At 66.5% G+C, this 14,845-nt stretch carries 14 protein-coding genes; 13 read left to right on the top strand and 1 reads right to left on the bottom strand.

Annotated features, from left to right (window positions below):
• Window positions 1-35: 35 nt before the first annotated feature.
• Window positions 36-512, top strand: a complete 477-nt coding sequence (locus M3I56_RS02990; RefSeq protein ID WP_254335741.1) for a MarR family winged helix-turn-helix transcriptional regulator — start codon at window positions 36-38, stop codon at window positions 510-512.
• A 23-nt stretch (window positions 513-535) separates the two neighbouring features.
• Here the strand turns inward: M3I56_RS02990 and M3I56_RS02985 are convergent, their stop codons facing one another.
• Window positions 536-1,816, bottom strand: a complete 1,281-nt coding sequence (locus tag M3I56_RS02985) for an amino acid deaminase (RefSeq protein ID WP_254352489.1) — start codon at window positions 1,814-1,816, stop codon at window positions 536-538.
• A gap of 127 nt (window positions 1,817-1,943) precedes the next feature.
• Between M3I56_RS02985 and M3I56_RS02980 the strand changes: the two genes are divergently transcribed.
• From M3I56_RS02980 to M3I56_RS02925, 12 genes are all read left to right on the top strand, one after another.
• Complete coding sequence (locus M3I56_RS02980; protein WP_254352488.1) at window positions 1,944-2,882, top strand: MurR/RpiR family transcriptional regulator; 939 nt, start codon at window positions 1,944-1,946, stop codon at window positions 2,880-2,882.
• 22 nt (window positions 2,883-2,904) lie between these two features.
• Window positions 2,905-4,386 carry an amidohydrolase family protein gene (locus tag M3I56_RS02975; RefSeq protein WP_254352487.1) on the top strand — a complete coding sequence of 494 codons (1,482 nt, stop codon included), beginning with the start codon at window positions 2,905-2,907 and terminating at the stop codon, window positions 4,384-4,386.
• An 84-nt stretch (window positions 4,387-4,470) separates the two neighbouring features.
• Window positions 4,471-4,860, top strand: a complete 390-nt coding sequence (locus tag M3I56_RS02970; RefSeq protein WP_069269146.1) for a RidA family protein — start codon at window positions 4,471-4,473, stop codon at window positions 4,858-4,860.
• 500 nt (window positions 4,861-5,360) lie between these two features.
• A complete protein-coding gene (locus M3I56_RS02965) occupies window positions 5,361-6,308 on the top strand; it encodes an IclR family transcriptional regulator (protein ID WP_254352486.1) in 948 nt (315 codons plus the stop codon).
• Complete coding sequence (locus tag M3I56_RS02960; protein WP_254352485.1) at window positions 6,305-7,321, top strand: 2-dehydro-3-deoxygalactonokinase; 1,017 nt, start codon at window positions 6,305-6,307, stop codon at window positions 7,319-7,321. The genes M3I56_RS02965 and M3I56_RS02960 overlap by 4 nt, the downstream gene beginning before the upstream one ends.
• 88 nt (window positions 7,322-7,409) lie before the next feature.
• Window positions 7,410-8,087 carry a 2-dehydro-3-deoxy-6-phosphogalactonate aldolase gene (locus tag M3I56_RS02955; RefSeq protein WP_254352484.1) on the top strand — a complete coding sequence of 226 codons (678 nt, stop codon included), beginning with the start codon at window positions 7,410-7,412 and terminating at the stop codon, window positions 8,085-8,087.
• A complete protein-coding gene (locus M3I56_RS02950) occupies window positions 8,084-8,863 on the top strand; it encodes an SDR family oxidoreductase (RefSeq protein ID WP_254352483.1) in 780 nt (259 codons plus the stop codon). Before M3I56_RS02955 ends, M3I56_RS02950 begins: the two co-directional genes overlap by 4 nt.
• A 152-nt stretch (window positions 8,864-9,015) precedes the next feature.
• Window positions 9,016-10,017: an arabinose ABC transporter substrate-binding protein gene (locus M3I56_RS02945; protein WP_254352482.1), complete on the top strand. Its 1,002-nt coding sequence runs from the start codon at window positions 9,016-9,018 to the stop codon at window positions 10,015-10,017.
• Between the two features lie 114 nt (window positions 10,018-10,131).
• Window positions 10,132-11,643, top strand: a complete 1,512-nt coding sequence (gene araG, locus M3I56_RS02940; RefSeq protein WP_254352481.1) for an L-arabinose ABC transporter ATP-binding protein AraG — start codon at window positions 10,132-10,134, stop codon at window positions 11,641-11,643.
• A gap of 23 nt (window positions 11,644-11,666) precedes the next feature.
• Window positions 11,667-12,695 carry an L-arabinose ABC transporter permease AraH gene (gene araH / locus M3I56_RS02935; protein ID WP_254352480.1) on the top strand — a complete coding sequence of 343 codons (1,029 nt, stop codon included), beginning with the start codon at window positions 11,667-11,669 and terminating at the stop codon, window positions 12,693-12,695.
• Window positions 12,696-12,728: 33 nt separating this feature from the next.
• Window positions 12,729-13,541, top strand: a complete 813-nt coding sequence (locus M3I56_RS02930) for an SDR family NAD(P)-dependent oxidoreductase (protein WP_254352479.1) — start codon at window positions 12,729-12,731, stop codon at window positions 13,539-13,541.
• Window positions 13,538-14,443, top strand: a complete 906-nt coding sequence (locus tag M3I56_RS02925; protein ID WP_254352478.1) for an SMP-30/gluconolactonase/LRE family protein — start codon at window positions 13,538-13,540, stop codon at window positions 14,441-14,443. Before M3I56_RS02930 ends, M3I56_RS02925 begins: the two co-directional genes overlap by 4 nt.
• The last annotated feature ends 402 nt before the right edge of the window (window positions 14,444-14,845 follow it).

The following is a 14,845-nucleotide window of genomic DNA, read 5'->3' as shown; positions in this document are numbered from 1 at the left end:
AACGCGCGGCAATCAAGCCGGCAGGAAAACAAAGCATGGAAATTCAGGATCGCATCGCCATCGTGCAGCAGTTTGGAAGGACCTACCGGGCATTCATGTCGGCGTTCGAGGCGCAGGTCGGGCATCCGCTGCCGCGCTGGCGCATTCTGCTCGCGCTGTACGAGCAGGACGGCGAGTCGTCGCAAAAGCGGCTCGTCGAGCGGCTGCGTGTGGACCCGGGCGCGCTCACTCGGCAATTGAAGGCGCTGGAGGCGCTCGGCTGGATCGCGCGCCGTGCCGACGAGCGCGACAACCGCATCACTAACGTGACGCTTTCCGACACCGGCCGCGCCGTGATCGAAGAGGGCCTGCCGCGCCGCAACGCGTTCCTGAACGTGACGATGTCGCTGCCCGACGACGCGCTCGCGGCGCTATCGGGCGCGTTGGGGATGATGGAGGCGCGCATCGGCGAGGCGGCCACGGCGGCAGCTGCGCTCGCTCGGGCTAAGGTGGCCGAGCCCGAAGCGGGCTAAGCCCGCGCCGATGTACGCCGCGCTCAGAAGAACGTCTCGATCACTTCCGTCACGCGATATTTCGCATCGACCATCAGCACCTGGCGCCACTTGTCGAACGTGAGGCAGGGGTGCGAGATGTCGAACGCGATCATGTCGCCGACCTTGAGGTCCGCGCCCGCCGGAATCTTCAGGTAGGCGTGCTGATCCATCATCTGGAACACTTCCCAGCCTTCGCTTGCCGCCACTTCGCGCGGCACGCCGCCATTCGCGGGGCGATAGTGGCGCGACGGCTCCGGAAAGCCCGCGTCGAATGCGGCGTCGCGCTTGCCGAAGCCGATGATGGCGCGGCCAGGCTCCGGAATCGACTGCACGTAGGCCCAAAGCTGCAGCGCGGGCAGGAGCGCCACGCCCATCTCGCGCGCCACGGGGTTGCGCGTGAGGATCTGCGACTGAGCCTGCTTGTAGACGCCCACGTCGTGCGTCACGTAGCAGCCGGGGCGCAGCACCACGTCGATCGTGCCTGCCTGCGTGGCCGGCGCGAACTCTTCCGCGACGATGTCGTACCAGGCCGAGCCCGCGCCCGAAAGCAGCGCGGGCGTGCGCGCGAAGCGACCGGCGGCGGCCAGTTCCTGGGTGACGTTCAGCGCGTCGCGCAGGAAAGTGCGTACTTCGCTTTCTTCCTTGAGGATGCCCTCGTAGATTTCCACGCCCGCCAGCTTGAGCGAGTCGGGATAGCGCGCGATCGCCGCGAGCACGGCGTTGCGCGTGTCGGCGTCGCGCACGCCCGTGCGGCCGCGCGGCACGCCCAGTTCGAGCAGCACCTGCAGCGTGCGGCCCGACGCGCGGAAGAACTCGCCCAGGTGCTCCACGCCTTCCACCGAATCGACGAGGCAGAAAAACTCGAAGCTCGCGTCGCTGAGCAGCTCGGCGATGATCGCCATGTTGCGGCGGCCTACGAGCTGGTTCGCCATCAGTACGCGCGAGATGCCGCCGCGGTAGGCGGCGCGCGTCTGGTGCGCCGTGGCGAGCGTGATGCCCCACGCGCCTGTTTCGATCTGGCGGCGAAAGAGCTGCGGCGCCATCGTCGTCTTGCCGTGCGGGGCGAGCTTCACGCCATAGCGCGTGACGAAGTCCTGCATCCACTTGAGGTTGTGCTCGACGCGGTCGGCGTAAAGCACCGCAGCGGGCAGGCTCACGTCTTCTTCGAGTAAATTCCATTCGAGGCGCCCTGCGTCCCCGAGCGGCACGCTCGCGCCCGGTACGTTGCCGAGGCCCTTGCTGTTCGGGTCGATCGTTGCGCTCTGATAGTTTGTAACTTTCATTTCCCTTCGCTCCATATGCTTCATGCGTCCCAGCTGCGCCGGAGTCTTACGAACCAGCGTTGACTCGGAGATAGTACACAAAGTAACATCGCTTCGTGAATTGTTATTTATTAACAGACCCCCTGCAATGAACACCGCCGCCGATCCGGCCCGCTTCGACATCGTCGCGCGTATTGCGCAAAGCGTGCCCGAATTGCGTCCGGCCGAGCGCGACGTGGCCGCGCTGATTCTCGACGATCTTGCCCGCGCCGCGCGCGCGAGCATCGGCGAGCTGGCGCAGCGCGCGGGCGTGAGCGTTGCCTCCGTTACGCGCTTTGCGAAGGCGGTGGGCTGCCACGACGTGCGCGAACTCAAGCTGCGGCTCGCCCAGGCGGCCGCCGTGGGCGATCGCTTCCTGCGCGGCGGCCCCGCCGGCGCCTCCGAAGGCGAGGGCAAGCCGCGCGCCGCCAATGCTAATGCCAATGGCGAAGCCGAACCGCTCGCCACGCGCGTCTACGACGAAATTCACACGGCGCTCGCGCGCAACCACGAGCTGCTTTGCCAGGCGCCGTTAGCGCAGGTCGCCGCGACGCTGGCGCAGGCCCGCATGATCTACGTGTTCGGCATGGGCGGCGGCTCGAGCGCGCTCGCCGACGAAATGCGCTTTCGCCTGGTGCGCCTTGGCCGTCCGGTGGCTTCGTACCAGGACAGCTTGCTGCAGCGCATGGTGGCGAGCACGCTCTCGCCCGAAGACGTGGTCGTCGCGCTTTCCGTAACAGGGCGCGTGCCCGAACTCGTCGACGCGTGTCGCATCGCGCGCGACTACGGCGCGAAGCTCGTCGCGCTCACCGCGCCGGCCTCGCCGCTCGCCGCGCTCGCCGACTGGCTCGTGCCGATCGTCGCGAGCGAGACCGATTTCATCTACAAGCCGTCGTCGTCACGTTACGCGATGATGATGGCACTCGACGTGCTCGTGACCGAGCTGGCGCTCGCGCAACCCGAAGAAAGCCGCGAGTTGCTGCGCCGCATGAAGCACACGCTGGACGCGCATCGCGGCGGCGGCGAACGCCAGCCGCTCGGTGACTAAGAGCCATCCTGAGGAGACGCGTATGCATTCGCACCCCGAAGCCGCCGACACGCTGATCGTCGGCGCCATGCTTTACGACGGTACCGGCGCGCCGCCCGTCGAGCGCGACGTGGCGCTGCGCGACGGACGCATCGTCGCAATCGGCAACCTGTCGAACTGGCTCGCGGAAGAGGTGATCGAGGCCAACGGGCGCGCGCTCGCGCCGGGTTTCATCGACGTCCATACGCACGACGATACGCACGTGATCCGCGCGCCGCAAATGCTGCCCAAGATCAGCCAGGGTGTGACGACGGTGGTGGTCGGCAACTGCGGGATCAGCGCGTCGCCGGTGACGCTCAAGGGCGATCCGCCAGACCCGATGAACCTGCTCGGCGAGCGCGACGCGTTCAGCTACCCGACTTTCACCGCGTACGTCGACGCGGTCAACGCAGCGCGGCCTGCCGTGAACGTGGGCGCGCTGATCGGCCATACGGCCCTGCGCAACAACCACATGAACGACCTGAAGCGCGCCGCCACCGGCGACGAGATCGCGGCCATGCGCGCGCAACTCGAAGACGCGCTCGCGCACGGCGCGCTCGGCCTTTCCACGGGCCTCGCGTACGGTTCGGCGTTCGAGGCATCGACCGAAGAGGTCGCCTCGCTTGCCCAGCCGCTTGCCGCCGCCGGCGCGCTCTACACGACGCACATGCGCACGGAGTTCGACGCGATTCTCGAAGCGATGAACGAGGCGTACCACATCGGCCAGCATGCGCGCGTGCCGGTGGTGATCTCGCATCTGAAATGCGCGGGCCCTTCCAACTGGGGGCGCAGCACGGAGGTGCTCGCGTCGCTCGAAAGCGCGCGCAAGTATCAGCCGGTCGGTTGCGACTGCTATCCGTATAGCCGCAGCTCTTCGACGCTGGATCTCAAGCAGGTGACGGGCGACATCGACATCACGATCACGTGGTCCACGCCGCACCCGGAGCAGGCGGGCAAGCTCATCAAGGACATCGCGGCCGAGTGGGGCGTGTCGCAGCAGGAAGCAGGCAAGCGTCTGCAGCCGGCGGGCGCCGTGTACCACAACATGTCCGAAGACGACGTGCGCCGCATTCTTTCGCATCCGGCCACCATGGTCGGCTCGGATGGACTGCCCAACGATCCGCTGCCGCATCCGCGCCTGTGGGGCGCGTTTCCGCGCGTGCTCGGGCACTACGCGCGCGACGCGGCCTTGCTGCCGCTCGAAGAAGCGGTGCGCAAGATGACAGGCCTTTCGGCGCGGCGCTTCGGTCTTTCGCAGCGCGGCGAGGTGCATGTGGGCTGGCACGCCGACCTCGTGCTGTTCGACCCCGCCCGCGTGCGCGACGCGGCGACCTTCGAGAAGCCGCAGCAGGTGGCAGAGGGCATCGACGCAGTGTGGGTGAATGGCGTGCTTTCGTACCGCGACGGGCAGCCCACGGGCGAGCGCGCGGGCCATTTCGTCGCGCGCGGCAAACGCGAGGCGCAGGCCGAGGCGACTGCCTTTTAAACAGGCTTTATCTATCGAATTTCGACACCCGGCGCACGTGGCCCAAAAAGCTGCGCGCGCCGCACGATCTCAAAGGAGCAAACGATGAAACGAATTGGAGCGGAAGGCGGCAAGGGCCAGGGCGGACAACATCTGCCGTTCGCGCGTGCCGTGGAAGCCGATGGCTGGCTGTACGTCTCTGGCCAAACGCCGATGGAAGGCGGCGAGGTGATCAGCGGCGGTATCGTCGAGCAGTCGCACAAGGCCATCCAGAATCTTTTCGCGATCCTGAAGGAAGCGGGCTATGGCGCGGAGCACGTGGTGCGCTGCGGCGTGTGGCTCGACGACGCGCGTGACTTCACCTCGTTCAACAAGGTGTTCCGCGAGTACTTCGGCGAGCATCCGCCGGCGCGCGCTTGCGTGCAGTCGAGCATGGTGGTGGACTGCAAGGTCGAAGTCGACTGCGTGGCTTACAAGGCGCCGGCCGGGAAGTAAGGGCGCAGCGCGGTTGCTCGTTGCGTGACAGGAAGCGGCTGCCGGAGTTATCCGGCAGCCGTTTTTTCTTGCGTGCCGCCGTCGCGAGGGGCGGCGGCGATGCGCAGTTCGACGAGAACAGCTTCCGTCCCTCATTAAGCCGATCAGCCGATACGGGATGGTTGGTCAAATTTCCCAATATATGAGCGACCCAATCACATATTGGAGAACTCGAAAAAACCTGCCTACAATCCAGTCCATCCGATAAGCCGCGACTGCACCGCGCGGCAAACATCGTCGGCAGACCCAGATAAATCCGGCGCACGCGCAAGACGCGGAGCGAACCGGACCGCAAAGGAGACGTTCGCCATGCTTCAGCCAGCGCTTTGCGCGGCCACGCGCCGCCCGCCGCTACCTGTCCGAGTACCGGCCGCCCACGCGCCGGGCCGTCTCCCGAAGCACGGTTCGCGCGCCGCCTGACGGCACGCGCCTTTCGATCGTCTCCTTTCATCGCCCTCGCCATGAACAAAGCGATGTCTTCCACACTCGCCGCGAATCTCCCCGACGAGGCCGCGCCCGTGCAAAACGCCGCGGCAACCTCCGCGCAAGCGCAGCCCAAAGCCCGCCCCGCCACCGATGAAATCGGCGTCGCGAGCACGTTGCTCGACGGCTCGATGCAGCAGGCCGGCACCCAGACGCTCCTGCGCGGCCTCGCGATCCTCGAAGCGGCCGCCGCCGGCGTGCGCGACCTGCGCTCGTTCGGCGCGGTGCTCGGCACGACGCGCAGCACCACGCACCGTCTCGTTTCGAGCCTCGTGCAGGCGCGCTACCTGCGCCAGGTGCAGGGCGGCTACCTGCTCGGGCCGAAGCTCATCGAACTCGGCACCATCGCGCTCGAGCAGATGCCGCTCACGGCCGTTGCGCGGCCGCATCTGCAGGCGCTCGCCGACGAAACGCTCGATACGATCCACCTCGGCGTGCGCGACGGCGACGACGTGCTGTACATCGACAAGATTCCCGGCCAGCGGGGCCTCGAAATGCGCTCGCGCGTGGGGCACCGCATGCCGCTCGCGTCCACGGGCATCGGCAAGGCAATGATGCTCGACCTCGCCCCGCAATCGTGGCGCGACCTGTTCGACGCGTCGCGCCGCACGCTCGCGGGCGTGAGCTTCCGTCCCGATCACAGTCTCGAACCCGATACCTTCCTCAAGCGCATGGCGACTTACTCGGCGGGCGGGTACACGTTCGATCTGGAGGAGAACGAAATTTCGATCCGCTGCGTGGCGGCGCCGGTGCGCGACGCTTCCGGCGCGATCGTGGCGGCGCTTTCGGTGGCGAGCACGATTCCCTACATGCCGCTCGAGCGCATGGACGAACTGATTCCAGTCGTGCAGCGCGAGGCGCGCGCGATTTCGCAGGAACTGGGCTGGCGTGCGCCGCAGCCCACCACGCGCAGGATTCGTCGATGAAAGCACGCGAGAAGCCTGTAAGCGGCGCGGCCAGCGACGCTGCGACCGCTCGCGAAGCCGCGCTCATCGCGCTCGACTGGGGCACGACCTCGCTGCGCGCGTATCTGTTCGATGCGGCGGGCAAGGTGATCGCCACGCGCGTTTCGACGGCGGGGATCATGAACCTGCCCGTGCCCGCCGAAGAAGGCGGGTTCGACGCCGCCTTCGACGAAGCGTGCGGCGTGTGGCTCGCGCAAACGCCCTCGCTACCGGTGCTGGCCGCGGGGATGGTCGGCAGCGCCCAGGGCTGGGTGCAGGCGCCTTACGTCGAAACGCCCGCGAGCGCCCAGGCGCTGGTGGCCGGCATCGTGCGCGTGAGCGCCGCGTGCGGCGCCGAAGTCGCCGTGGTGCCGGGCGTGCTGGAGCCGGGTGCGCTGCCCAACGTGATGCGCGGCGAGGAAACGCAAATTTTTGGCGCGCTTGGGGCAACGGGCGACGAGTCTGAGCCGCAAACGGCGCTCGTCGGACTGCCCGGCACCCACGCGAAATGGGTAGTGGTGGAGGGCGAGCGCATCGCGCGCTTCTATACCTTCATGACGGGCGAGGTCTACGCGGCGCTGTGCGCGCATACGATCCTCGGCCGCACGATGAAGCATCCCGTCGAGCCCGACACCGCAGCGTTCCTGCGCGGCGTGGGCGTGGCGCGCGAGCAGGGCTGCGTCGGACTGCTGGCCACGGCGTTCAGCACGCGCACGCTCGGCCTCACGGCCCAGCTCGCCGCCGACGAGCAGCCCGACTATCTCTCGGGCCTCGTGATCGGGCACGAGCTGGCGGGCCTCGAAGCGGCGCTGGCGCGGCGCGACGTGGCGCTCGCCGGCTGCGCGCCGCAGCTGATCGGCGCCGAGGCGTTATGCGAGCGTTACCGCATGGCGCTTGCCGCATTCGGATGCAGCGGCGCGCATCTCGTGCGTCAGGCGACCGAACACGGACTTTGGCGCATCGCCGTGCAGGCCGGGCTCGTCGCGCCGCGCTAAACGCGTGCCGATCAACCGAACCCGCTGCGAACCCGCTGCAAACCCGCTGAACCGAACCAGACACGAAGCCAAGCAACAGGAAGCCGACATGGAACCCGAACTGAACCTGCCCGCCCCGTACACGCCACACGCCGGCTTCGTCGCCGCGTTCGGCGCGTGCGGCATGGTCGCGATCGTGCGCGGCATCAAGCCCGCCGAGGCCGCCGAGCATGGCCGCGCGCTCTACGACGCGGGCTTCCGGATGATCGAAGTGCCGCTCAATTCGCCGCAGCCGTTCGACAGCATCGCGGCATTGCGCCAGGCGCTGCCCGACGACGCGCTGATCGGCGCGGGCACCGTACTCACCACTGAGCGCGTGCGCGACGTGCGCGAAGCGGGTGGCGAACTGATCGTGATGCCGCACGCCGACACCGACGTGATCCTCGCCGCCAAGCTCCAGGGCCTCGCTTGCGTACCCGGCGTCGCCACGCCGACCGAAGCCTTCGCGGCGCTCAAGCACGGCGCCGACGCGCTCAAGATGTTCCCCGCCGAGCAGCTCGGGCCGGCCGTCACGAAGGCATGGCGCGCCGTGATTCCGCCGATCGTGCCCCTGCTGCCCGTGGGCGGCGTGAAGCCGGACAACATGGGCCCGCAGCTGGCCGCGGGCGCGAGCGGCTTCGGCCTCGGCTCCGCGCTCTACAAGCCGGGTCAGGACGCGGCGGCCACGCGCGCGAACGCGCTGGCCTTCATCGAAGGCTGGAAAGCTGTGCAAGGAGCGCAGAAGTGAATCGCCTCGCGGGCAAGGTCGCGCTCGTAACCGGCGCCGGACGCGGCATCGGCGCGGCGATCGCGCGCGCGTTCGCGGCCGAGGGCGCCGCCGTCGTGCTCGCGGAACTGGACGGCGCGACGGCCGTTGCGACGGCGCGCGAGATTGCGAACGCATGCGAAGGCGCGCGAACGCTCGCCGTCCAAACCGACGTGACGCAGCCCGCCTCGCTGCGCGCCGCCGTGGAAGAAGCGCAACGCGCCTTCGGCCCGGTCGACGTGCTCGTGAACAATGCCGGCATCAACGTGTTCGCCGACCCGCTGACGATGACCGACGACGACTGGCGCCGCTGCTTCGCCGTCGATCTGGACGGCGTGTGGAACGGCTGCCGCGCGGTGCTGCCGGGCATGGTGGAGCGCCGCGCGGGCAGCATCATCAACATCGCTTCGACGCACGCATTCCAGATCATTCCGGGCTGCTTCCCGTACCCGGTGGCGAAGCACGGCGTAATCGGGCTCACGCGTGCGCTCGGCATCGAGTACGCGCCGAAGAACGTGCGCGTGAACGCCATCGCGCCGGGTTACATCGAAACGCAGCTCACGCACGACTGGTGGAACGCGCAGCCCGATCCGGAAGCGGCGCGCAAGGCCACGCTCGACTTGCCGCCGATGAAACGCATCGGCCGCCCGGAGGAAGTCGCGATGACTGCGGTATTCCTCGCCTCGGACGAAGCGCCGTTCATCAACGCGAGCTGTATCACGATAGATGGCGGCCGCACGGCGCTCCATCACGAATGAGGGCATTGAAAAAGTAATTCGCAGCACGAAGGAACGCGAGGTTAGAACGAATACGCAGGAATCCGCCGGAGCGCTGGCCGCGCGCATCGGCGGGTAAAAGAAGAGGCGGCCGATACCCTTCCCGTGACTGAAGAAGACAGGAGACTAGCAACATGCAACGACGCATCTTTCTGACGCTGGTGGCTGCAGCCGCCACTGCCATGTTCGCGCAAGCGCCCGTCGCGCAGGCCGCCGACCAGGTGAAGATCGGCTTCCTCGTGAAGCAGCCCGAAGAGCCGTGGTTCCAGGACGAATGGAAGTTCGCGGAAACGGCCGCGAAGGAAAAGGGCTTCACGCTGGTAAAGATCGGCGCGCCCTCGGGTGAGAAGGTCATGAGCGCGATCGACAACCTGGCCGCACAAAAGGCACAGGGCTTCATCATCTGCACGCCTGACGTGAAGCTCGGACCGGGCATCGTTGCCAAGGCCAAGGCCGACAACCTCAAGATGATGACGGTGGACGACCGCCTCGTGGATGGCGCGGGCAAGCCGATCGAGTCGGTGCCGCACATGGGCATCTCGGCGTACAACATCGGCAAGCAGGTCGGTGACGGCATCGCCGCCGAAATCAAGAAGCGCGGCTGGGACATGAAGGACGTCGGCGCCATCGACGTGACCTACGAGCAGTTGCCGACGGCGCATGACCGTACGAGCGGCGCGACCGACGCGCTCGTGGCCGCGGGCTTCCCGAAGGCGAACATCATTGCCGCGCCGCAGGCCAAGACGGACACGGAAAACGCCTTCAACGCCGCCAACATCGCGCTCACGAAGAACCCGCAGTACAAGCACTGGGTGGCCTACGGCCTGAACGACGAAGCCGTGCTCGGCACGGTGCGCGCGGCGGAAGGCCGTGGCTTCAAGGCCGACAACATGATCGGCATCGGCATCGGCGGCTCGGACTCGGCGCTCAACGAGTTCAAGAAGCCGCAGCCGACTGGCTTCTACGGCACCGTCATCATCAGCCCGAAGCGCCACGGCGAGGAAACCTCGGACCTGATGTACACGTGGATCACGCAAGGCAAGGAACCGCCGCTGCTCACGCTGACGACCGGCATGCTGGCCACGCGCGACAACGTGGAGAGCGTGCGTCAGCAGATGGGTCTCGCTTCGAAGTAAGCGCTGGATAGAAGTGGTTTAGGGTGTTTCCCGCTGCGGGGCGGCCGGCAAGGCCGACGGGTATGAAGGGCGTGAAGGCCGCGCCCGCAGCGTATCGAATGAGAGGAAACCGAAGTGTCAGCGACACTGCGTTTTGACAATATCGGCAAGGTGTTCCCAGGCGTGCGTGCGCTCGACGGCGTGTCGTTCGAGGTGAACGCAGGCGAAGTGCATGGCCTCATGGGCGAGAACGGGGCGGGCAAGTCCACGCTCCTCAAGATTCTCGGCGGCGAGTATCAGCCCGATTCCGGCCGCATCCTGATGGACGGCAACGACGTGCACTTCTCCGATGCGGCGGCCTCGATTGGCGCGGGCATCGCGGTGATTCACCAGGAACTGCAGTACGTGCCTGACCTGACCGTCGCGGAAAACTTGCTGCTCGGCGCGTTGCCCAATGCGCTCGGCTGGGTGAAGCGCGGCGAGGCGCGCAAGTTCGTGCGCGAACGTCTTGCTGCGATGGGCGTGGATCTCGATCCGGCCGCGAAACTGCGCAAGCTCTCCATCGCGCAGCGCCAGATGGTGGAAATCTGCAAGGCGCTGCTGCGCAACGCGCGCGTGATCGCGCTCGACGAGCCGACCAGCTCGCTCTCGCACCGCGAGACCGAGGTGCTGTTCAAGCTCGTGCGCGAGCTGCGCGCCGACAATCGCGCGCTCATCTACATCTCGCACCGCATGGACGAGATCTACGAGCTGTGCAATGCCTGCACGATCTTCCGCGACGGCCGCAAGGTCGCCTCGCACGAGAAGCTCGAAGAGGTGAAGCGCGAAACGCTCGTGGCCGAAATGGTGGGCCGCGAAATCAGCGACATCTACAACTATTCGCCGCGCGAGCACGGCGGCGTGCGCTTCGCCGTGCGCGGCGTGGAAGGGCATCCGCTCAACGAGGCGGCGAGCTTCGAGGTGAAGGCAGGCGAGATCGTCGGTTTCTTCGGGCTCGTGGGCGCGGGGCGCAGCGAGCTGATGCAGCTCATCTACGGTACGCACAAGCGGCGCGCGGGCGAGATCGAGCTGGACGGCAAGACCATTCGCGTAAAGAGCGCAAGCGACGCGATTCGCCACGGCATCGTGCTGTGCCCGGAAGACCGCAAGGAGCAGGGCATCGTTGCGATGGCGACGGTTTCGGAGAACATCAACATCAGTTGCCGTCGGCACTTTCTGCGTGCGGGCATGTTCCTCGACCGCAAGAAAGAGGCGGAAACGGCGGACCGCTTCATCAAGCTGCTGAAGATCAAGACGCCGAGCCGCCGCCAGAAAATCCGCTTTCTCTCGGGTGGCAACCAGCAGAAAGCGATTCTTTCGCGCTGGCTCGCCGAGCCCGACCTGAAGGTCGTGATTCTCGACGAACCGACGCGCGGCATCGACGTCGGCGCGAAGCATGAAATCTACAACGTGATCTATCAGCTCGCCGCGCGCGGCTGCGCGATCGTGATGGTGTCGTCGGAGTTGCCGGAAGTGCTCGGCGTGTCGGATCGCATCGTGGTGATGCGCGAAGGCCGTATATCGGGCGAGTTGCCGCGCAGCGCGGCGAGCGAACACGCGGTGCTTGACCTCGCGCTGCCCAAGCGCACGCAGGCCAGGGCCGCATGAGTGGACGGGGAGGAGTGACTGAAATGCAAGCAAGAGAAAACCTGGCGGCGGAGTCTGCCAACAGCGCCGCCAAGAGCGTCGCCGACGCACTGATTCCGAGTCCCACCGACAAGCAGAAGTGGTGGCAGCAGATCACCGAGTACAGCCTGATCGTGATCTTCGCGATCATGTTCATCGTGATGTCGCTGACCGTCGATCACTTCTTCTCGATCGAGAACATGCTCGGCCTCGCACTGTCGGTCTCGCAGATCGGCATGGTGGCCTGCACGATGATGTTCTGTCTCGCCTCGCGCGACTTCGACCTTTCCGTGGGCTCGATCGTCGCATTCGCGGGCGTGCTCTGTGCGATGGTGCTCAACGCGACGAACAACACGTTCCTCGCTATCGTCGCGGCCGTTGCGGCGGGTGCCACGATCGGCTTCGTGAACGGCGCGGTGATCGCGTATCTGCGCATCAACGCGCTGATCACCACGCTCGCCACGATGGAAATCGTGCGCGGCCTCGGCTTCATCGTCTCGCACGGCCAGGCCGTGGGTGTGTCGTCGGACACGTTCATCGCCATGGGCACGGCCTCGCTTTTTGGCGTGCAACTGCCGATCTGGGTCACGCTCATCTGCTTCATCGTGTTCGGCGTGATGCTCAATCAGACGGTGTACGGGCGCAATACGCTCGCCATCGGCGGCAATCCGGAAGCGTCGCGTCTCGCCGGTATCAAGGTCGAGCGCACGCGTGTGTGGATCTTCCTGATCCAGGGCGCGGTCACGGCGCTCGCGGGCGTGATTCTCGCCTCGCGTATCACGTCGGGTCAGCCGAATGCGGCCGAAGGCTTCGAGCTGAACGTGATCTCAGCGTGCGTGCTGGGCGGCGTCTCGCTGCTGGGCGGCCGCGCGACGATCTCGGGTGTGGTGATCGGCGTGCTGATCATGGGCACGGTCGAGAACGTCATGAACCTGCTCAACATCGACGCGTTCTACCAGTACCTCGTGCGCGGCGCGATCCTGCTCGCGGCGGTGCTGCTCGACCAGCTCAAGAACCGCGGCGCACGCGATTGAGTTTGCTGACAGTTTCATAAGGAAACCAAAACGATGTCGCTCAACGCAAATTCGCCCGCTAACGCGCTCACGCGCCACGCGCACGAAAACTACGCGCGCTATCCGAGCCTGACCGACCGGGTGGTGCTAATCACGGGGGGCGCGACCGGCATCGGCGCGTCGTTCGTCGAGCACTTCGCCGCGCAGGGCGCGCGCGTGGCGTTCTTCGACATCGACGCGAGCGCGGGCCAGGCGCTCGCCGACGAACTCGGCGATTCGCGCCACAAGCCGCTCTTCGCCAATGCCGATCTCACCGATATCTCGGCGCTGCGCGCCGCCATCGCCGATGTGAAGGCGGCGCTCGGCCTAATCGAAGTGCTCGTGAACAACGCGGCCAACGACAAACGCCATACGCTGGCCGAAGTCACGCCCGAGTCGTTCGACGCTGGCGTGGCCGTGAACCTGCGGCATCAGCTGTTCGCCGCGCAGGCCGTGGCGGAGGACATGAAGGCCGCACGCGCGGGCTCGATCATCAATCTGGGCTCGATCAGCTGGATGCTCAAGCAGTCGGAAATGCCGGTCTACACGATGAGCAAGTCGGCGGTGCAGGGTCTCACGCGCGGTCTCGCGAGAGACCTCGGCCCGTACGGCATCCGCGTGAATTCGCTCGTGCCGGGCTGGGTGATGACTGAGAAGCAGCGCCGCCTGTGGCTCACCGACGAAGGCCGCGAGTCCATCAAGCGCGGCCAGTGCATCGACGCGGAGCTGCTGCCCGCAGACCTCGCGCGCATGGCGCTCTTCCTCGCCGCAGACGACAGCCGCATGATCACATCGCAGGACATCGTCGTTGACGGAGGCTGGGCATGAGCGCGGACGACGTGGTGGCGGAACTGCTCGTCCACGCGAAATGCGAGCTGGGCGAAGGCGCGACGTGGTGCGCGCGCAGCGGCCGGCTCTATTGGGTCGATATTTCGGGCAAACGCCTGCAATGCTACGACGCCAATGCGTCCGGCGCCAAACACGTCACGTGGGAGATGCCCGAGCGCCTCGCATGCTTCGCGCTGTGCGAAGACGAGCGCACGCTGCTCCTCGGCCTCGCCTCGCAACTGGCGTTCTTCGACCTGGAGACGGGCGCGATCGAAACCATCGTCGAAGTCGAACCCGGCGTGCCGACGCGCCTGAACGACGGACGCTGCGACCGCCAGGGCCGCTTCGTGTTCGGCACGAAGTATGAGGGAACGCCGAGGCAAGCCATCGGCGGTTTCTATCGTCTGAACCACGATCTCACGCTCGAACGTCTACCGCTGCCCGCGCCCGCGATCTCGAACAGCATCGCGTTCAGCCCGGACGGATCGACGATGTACTACACCGATACGCTCACGCGCGAGATTCGCGCCTGCGACTACGGCGCCGACGGAATGATTGCAAACGAGCGTACCTTCGTCACGCTCACCGACGACACCGGCGTGCCGGACGGCTCGACCGTCGACGCGGAAGGCGGCCTCTGGAACGCGCAGTGGGGCGGCGAGCGCGTGGTGCGTTATGGCGCCGACGGCGTCGAAACCGAGCGCGTAAAGATTCCCACAGCGCAGCCAAGCTGCGTTACGCTCGGCGGTGCGCTTCTGGACACGCTTTATGTCACGAGCGCGCGCGAGGAAATGGAGGAGGAGGCCCTCGCGCGCGAGCCGCATGCAGGCGGCGTGTTTTCGGTTCGAATTGGCCGCCAGGGCCTTGAAGAACCGCGGTTTCAGGGGCGCAGGCGCGCTTGAGTCCGGTGTATCAGGCGCTTGCACAAGGGCGCGCGTGGATGTTCATCAGACGATATGCGCGCGCGAACCGTGCAAGTTGCCGCTGGCGGCAGGCGGCATGAAGAGACGGACAGTCGTTGCAGTTCGGCAACAGATGCAGTCGATCGATAGTGTGCAGTTGGCTTTGCCAGTACCACTAGAAGGGCGAACACAAGAAGCGGCCACAGGCCCGTGCGCAAGCGCGGTGTCGACAGGCCTCCGGTGAGCCGCCTTTTGCGGCGGCAATCAAACATGCCTCTCGAGGAGCATCTTATGAGCGTCGCGAATTCCGCTGTGCGTCGACCTACCCGTTCCACCGTTTCTGCAGGCGCCGCTGCTGCAAGCGTGCCGCCCACCGCTGCATCCGCTCCGTCTGTCTCACCG

Origin of the sequence: Paraburkholderia sp. CNPSo 3281 (assembly GCF_024206515.1) — a bacterium.
Lineage (GTDB): Bacteria > Pseudomonadota > Gammaproteobacteria > Burkholderiales > Burkholderiaceae > Paraburkholderia > Paraburkholderia nodosa.
This window is presented reverse-complemented; position numbering and strand designations above follow the sequence as displayed.

Excerpts from the sequence above, each read along its gene's own strand:
- M3I56_RS02965 (WP_254352486.1), top strand. The coding sequence starts at position 5,361 with ATGAACAAAGCGATGTCTTCCACACTCGCCGCGAATCTCCCCGACGAG.
- M3I56_RS02955 (WP_254352484.1), top strand. The coding sequence starts at position 7,410 with ATGGAACCCGAACTGAACCTGCCCGCCCCGTACACGCCACACGCCGGC.
- M3I56_RS02930 (WP_254352479.1), top strand. The coding sequence starts at position 12,729 with ATGTCGCTCAACGCAAATTCGCCCGCTAACGCGCTCACGCGCCACGCG.
- M3I56_RS02985 (WP_254352489.1), bottom strand. The coding sequence starts at position 1,816 with ATGAAAGTTACAAACTATCAGAGCGCAACGATCGACCCGAACAGCAAG.
- araH (WP_254352480.1), top strand. The coding sequence starts at position 11,667 with ATGCAAGCAAGAGAAAACCTGGCGGCGGAGTCTGCCAACAGCGCCGCC.
- M3I56_RS02925 (WP_254352478.1), top strand. The coding sequence starts at position 13,538 with ATGAGCGCGGACGACGTGGTGGCGGAACTGCTCGTCCACGCGAAATGC.
- M3I56_RS02980 (WP_254352488.1), top strand. The coding sequence starts at position 1,944 with ATGAACACCGCCGCCGATCCGGCCCGCTTCGACATCGTCGCGCGTATT.
- M3I56_RS02970 (WP_069269146.1), top strand. The coding sequence starts at position 4,471 with ATGAAACGAATTGGAGCGGAAGGCGGCAAGGGCCAGGGCGGACAACAT.
- M3I56_RS02960 (WP_254352485.1), top strand. The coding sequence starts at position 6,305 with ATGAAAGCACGCGAGAAGCCTGTAAGCGGCGCGGCCAGCGACGCTGCG.
- M3I56_RS02945 (WP_254352482.1), top strand. The coding sequence starts at position 9,016 with ATGCAACGACGCATCTTTCTGACGCTGGTGGCTGCAGCCGCCACTGCC.
- M3I56_RS02975 (WP_254352487.1), top strand. The coding sequence starts at position 2,905 with ATGCATTCGCACCCCGAAGCCGCCGACACGCTGATCGTCGGCGCCATG.
- M3I56_RS02990 (WP_254335741.1), top strand. The coding sequence starts at position 36 with ATGGAAATTCAGGATCGCATCGCCATCGTGCAGCAGTTTGGAAGGACC.